This window comes from Mycobacterium sp. (assembly GCF_032162605.1).
Taxonomy (GTDB): Bacteria; Actinomycetota; Actinomycetes; order Mycobacteriales; family Mycobacteriaceae; genus Mycobacterium.
Genome location: NZ_JAVROT010000251.1, coordinates 1 through 3,743 on the forward strand (window position 1 = coordinate 1; position 3,743 = coordinate 3,743).

Genomic DNA, 3,743 nt, shown 5'->3' on the forward strand with positions numbered 1-3,743 from the left:
CGGAAAGTCGAGTGGCTCCAGCAGCCCATACCGGACAGCTTGACGATGTGACGGACACCGGCTCGCTTGGCGGCATCGATGAACGTGCACTGTGTCTCGACCAGATGCGGGTCGGGAGAGGAGATCAGCAAGACGCGGTCCACACCGTCGAGAGCGCCTTCAATGGTCTCCGGCTTGAACATGTCGCCTTCGGCGAGCTCGACCGTCGCGGGGATGCCAAGTGCTGCCACTTTGGCTGGATCTCTGACTAGTGCGCGCACCGGTAACCCGCGTTCTGCGCACACACGGATCACCGCGGACCCGCTCAAGCCAGTCGCACCCGTCACAAGAATCATGTCGTGGTTGTCCTCAAGGTCGAGCTGCTGCCGCGGTTACGTTGCGGCACTTCCGTATGAGTAGACCGTCGCTGACCGCAAAGGAATCGCTCCGCGGCGTCCGGGTTCGCCGCAGTTGGCGGACCGATCCCTTTACTGCCGCAATGCGGTCTACATATCGATCACTTCCACGAAAAGGAGCACTATGAAGATCGCCGTGTTGGGCAGTGGATTCGCGGGCCGCACCCTTGCTGCGGGGCTGGCCGATCTGGGTCATGACGTCACCATCGGCACCCGAGACGTGACCGCGACGCGGCAGAAGAATGAACCGGACCGGATGGGCAACGCCGGATACGCCGTGTGGGCGCAAGACTTTCCCCACATCGGTCTGGCGAGGTTCGCCGACGCTGCCGCCGGTGCCGACCTGTTCGTCAACGCCACCGCCGGCAACGGTTCGATCGCGGCGCTCACTGCGGCAGGCGCGGCCAATCTTGGGGGGAGGGTACTGCTCGACGTCTCCAATCCACTGGAATTCTCCCAAGGTTTCCCGCCGAACCTTTTCGTCAAAGACGACGACTCGCTCGGCGAGCAGATCCAGCGAGCATTTCCCGACGCTCGCGTCGTCAAAGCGCTCAACACCATGATCGGCGATGTCATGACCACACCGAAGTCCGTTGCCGACGGCAACCACAGCGTGTTCCTCTCAGGTGACGATTCCGAGGCCAAGCGAGTCATCAGTGAGCTGTTGGCAGCGTTCGGGTGGGCCGACGTCATCGACCTCGGCGGGATCCAGACCGCTCGTGCGACGGAGATGATGGTCAAGATCCGGCTGCTCGTGATGACCAGCCTGGGCACGCCGATCTTCAACTTCAGCATCGCCCGCTGAACCCGGCGAGCGCATCGCATCCGTGCCGGGAGTGCTCGAAGAAAACCATAAGCAATCGCGTGGTAAGGACATTCGCACCAGCGATTCCGAGTGAGCTGGCGAAAAGAGCAATCGCACCGGGGTTCCAAGCAAAATAGGCGCTAAGCCTCGATTCACCGATCGGCTGCCGGTGCGAGGGCGATTTCTGTTGTAGGCCTTGAACCGGGGTGTGGCGCGGTGTGGGCGTGGGCGATGGCCCGACTTCGGTGTCGGGTTGGTCTGCTTGGCCTTTCGTATCGAGGGGCCGGTGGGTTGCCCGGGTTAGGCGATGGACGGGTGATATCGGCCAAACAGCCTGTCGAACAGGGTGTTCCACGCCGTTTCCCATGGCCAGTTCCGCGGTAGGTGCAGGGTCAGGCGGCGGGCCGAGGACGCGATGCGTGCCGGGACCGTGACCAGGGTGCGGCGGACGGTCGCGGTTCTGGCTTTGGCCAGCGCGGGGCCGGTGATGGTGGCCGCGGCGCGGGTGAGGTTGAACGCCATCACCGCCAGCACCAACCAGGCGGCGTTGGCGGTGAATCGTCCCGAGGGCAGATGCGCCAGGGCGGAGTCCTTGAGGTCGGCGTGGACCTGTTCGATGATCGCGTGCCCGCGGTGGGTCTTGTCGGCGGTGACGGTGTCCAGGTCGCTGGTGGTGAAGAACGCGTGGAAACGCCAGGTGTCGAACAGGGTGGCCTGCCCGTCATCGCCGCGGTGGTTGAGGTCGGGGATGCGGCGCACCACCAACCGGCCCCGAACCTGCTGGTTGGCCTTCTTGGAGCTGAATGCGGTGAACGCGATCTCGGCGACCTCGGCTCGGGAGATCCATCTGCCGGTGGTCTCGTCGTAGACGGCGTCGGTGTATTCGATGGGCGTCCAGTCATCGTCACCGATGGCGGCGATGGCGGCGGTGACCTTCGGGTCCAGGCGCACGGTGATCGACACCTGGGCCCCGCCGCGCAGCGCCGCGGACACGGTGAGGTGTCCGTAAAACGCGGAGTCCCCTCGCAGCAACACCAGTCCCGCCGATTCGGTGGACCGCAGTCGGCGCACGGCGGCCACGGTGTCGGCCACCATCCGGGCAGCTCCGCGTGCGGACCCGCACGCGCCTTTGCGCAGCCGCTGCCCAGCGATCACCGGTGCAGCCCGCCCCGTGGTGACGGTGGTGATCAGCGCATTCAATCCTCGGACCCCGGAGTATCCGTAACCAGACCCCTCCTTGGCGTGTCCGTGCACTCGATGATGGTGTCGTCGATGTCGACGAGTACCGGGCCGTCGATCCCGGCGAGCAGCGAGGTGCGGTCGTGCAGTCCGGTCACCAGCCGGGTGGCGACGGCGTCGAGTTGGCGGACGTGACCAAAGGTGAACTCACGCAGGAACGAACCCAACGTCGACGGGGCGTAGGGCCGGTCGAACAGGGTGCCCATCGCCCCGTGTCGCAGCAACGCCATGTCCTCGATGCTGTCGGCCCCGGCGACCATGCCCGCGACCAGCGAGGTCACCTTCGCCCCGGCGTTGGCGCCCTTGTCGGTGGGCACGCTGAGGTGCACGTCGGCCAACGCCGGCAGGTCACACTGCTGGGCCAAGGCGATCATCGGGACCAGCCCGGCGCAGGACACCAGATTCGGGTCGTCGAAGATTGCCGACGCGACGCGTCGAGTATGAGAGAGTTGCATCTACGAAATGCCCTTCGTCGTGGCCGAATGTGATCGTTGAGAAATCCCATTCTTCTACTACAACAGGGCATTTCGGCGTTACGACCCACCTCACCCCTCAACGACATCGGTGTATCCAAGCTAAGGCGCTGTGCCCGAAGCTAGGGCCGACCTACGCTACCGGCGGTGCCGGGTGGGCTAAGCGAGTCCTGCGCACGCTATGGCCAGCTTTGACCGTCCAACCCGCCAACGGGCCCTAGCCATCTCTTGGATCTGCCTGAGATGGTGGAGCCCCCTGACGCCCGTGTGCCGTGTCTCACAGTTACTTCCCTTGTGGCCGTTGCGGTTTGAAACGGCCAGACTGCGTGAGACAACTACGAACCCGCTGGTCAGTGGTGCGGTAGATGCTGCAGCATGATCTGGTTCGGCAGCGTGCTACCAGCGTGCTAGCAGAGTGCTCGCAAAAGTTAGCACCAGTCCGTAGACTCCAGTTGCCAGGACCGATACCGTCGCTTCAAGGTGGTGAATCATGCCGCAGGACTTTGATCTTGCCGCTGCGGTGGCCACTGCTTCGCACGACATCGGCGGCTTCATCAGGGCGCAGCGTGAGGCGGCACAAGTCTGGGTGCGGCAGTTGGCCGAAAAGGCCGGTGTCAGCAATCCGTCTCGCCGTCAGGTCGAGCGCGGGTTGCGCAAACCCTCTGCCGACGTGCTCAGCCAAATCGCCAAGGCACTACGGGTATCCGCGGAGGTGCTCGACGTGCAGGCCGGAACTCTTGAGCCCAGCGCGGTGCGTGATGCCGTCGTCACCGACGCGGCGATCACTCGCTGTTAAGCCAAACACGGACGGCGATGGTGCTACAAGGAGGA

2 protein-coding genes and 2 pseudogenes are annotated in these 3,743 nt (G+C 64.4%); 2 read left to right on the plus strand and 2 right to left on the minus strand.

The features are described 5' to 3' along the window. The coding region (locus QOI01_RS15100) for an SDR family oxidoreductase (protein ID WP_526382234.1) at positions 1–335 on the minus strand (335 nt) is incomplete at its 3' end. Positions 336–519: 184 nt separating this feature from the next. Here QOI01_RS15100 and QOI01_RS15105 point away from each other — a divergent pair. Further along, positions 520–1,200 (plus strand): NADPH-dependent F420 reductase, encoded by a 681-nt coding sequence (locus QOI01_RS15105; RefSeq protein ID WP_526382236.1) that lies wholly within the window; start codon positions 520–522, stop codon positions 1,198–1,200. A 300-nt stretch (positions 1,201–1,500) separates the two neighbouring features. Here QOI01_RS15105 and QOI01_RS15110 read toward each other — a convergent pair. Beyond that, positions 1,501–2,894, minus strand: a pseudogene (locus QOI01_RS15110) (IS1380 family transposase). A gap of 508 nt (positions 2,895–3,402) precedes the next feature. Here QOI01_RS15110 and QOI01_RS15115 point away from each other — a divergent pair. Then, positions 3,403–3,699: pseudogene (locus tag QOI01_RS15115) on the plus strand (helix-turn-helix domain-containing protein); the annotation flags it as partial. Positions 3,700–3,743: the final 44 nt, after the last annotated feature.

Excerpts from the sequence above, each read along its gene's own strand:
- QOI01_RS15105 (WP_526382236.1), top strand. The coding sequence starts at position 520 with ATGAAGATCGCCGTGTTGGGCAGTGGATTCGCGGGCCGCACCCTTGCT.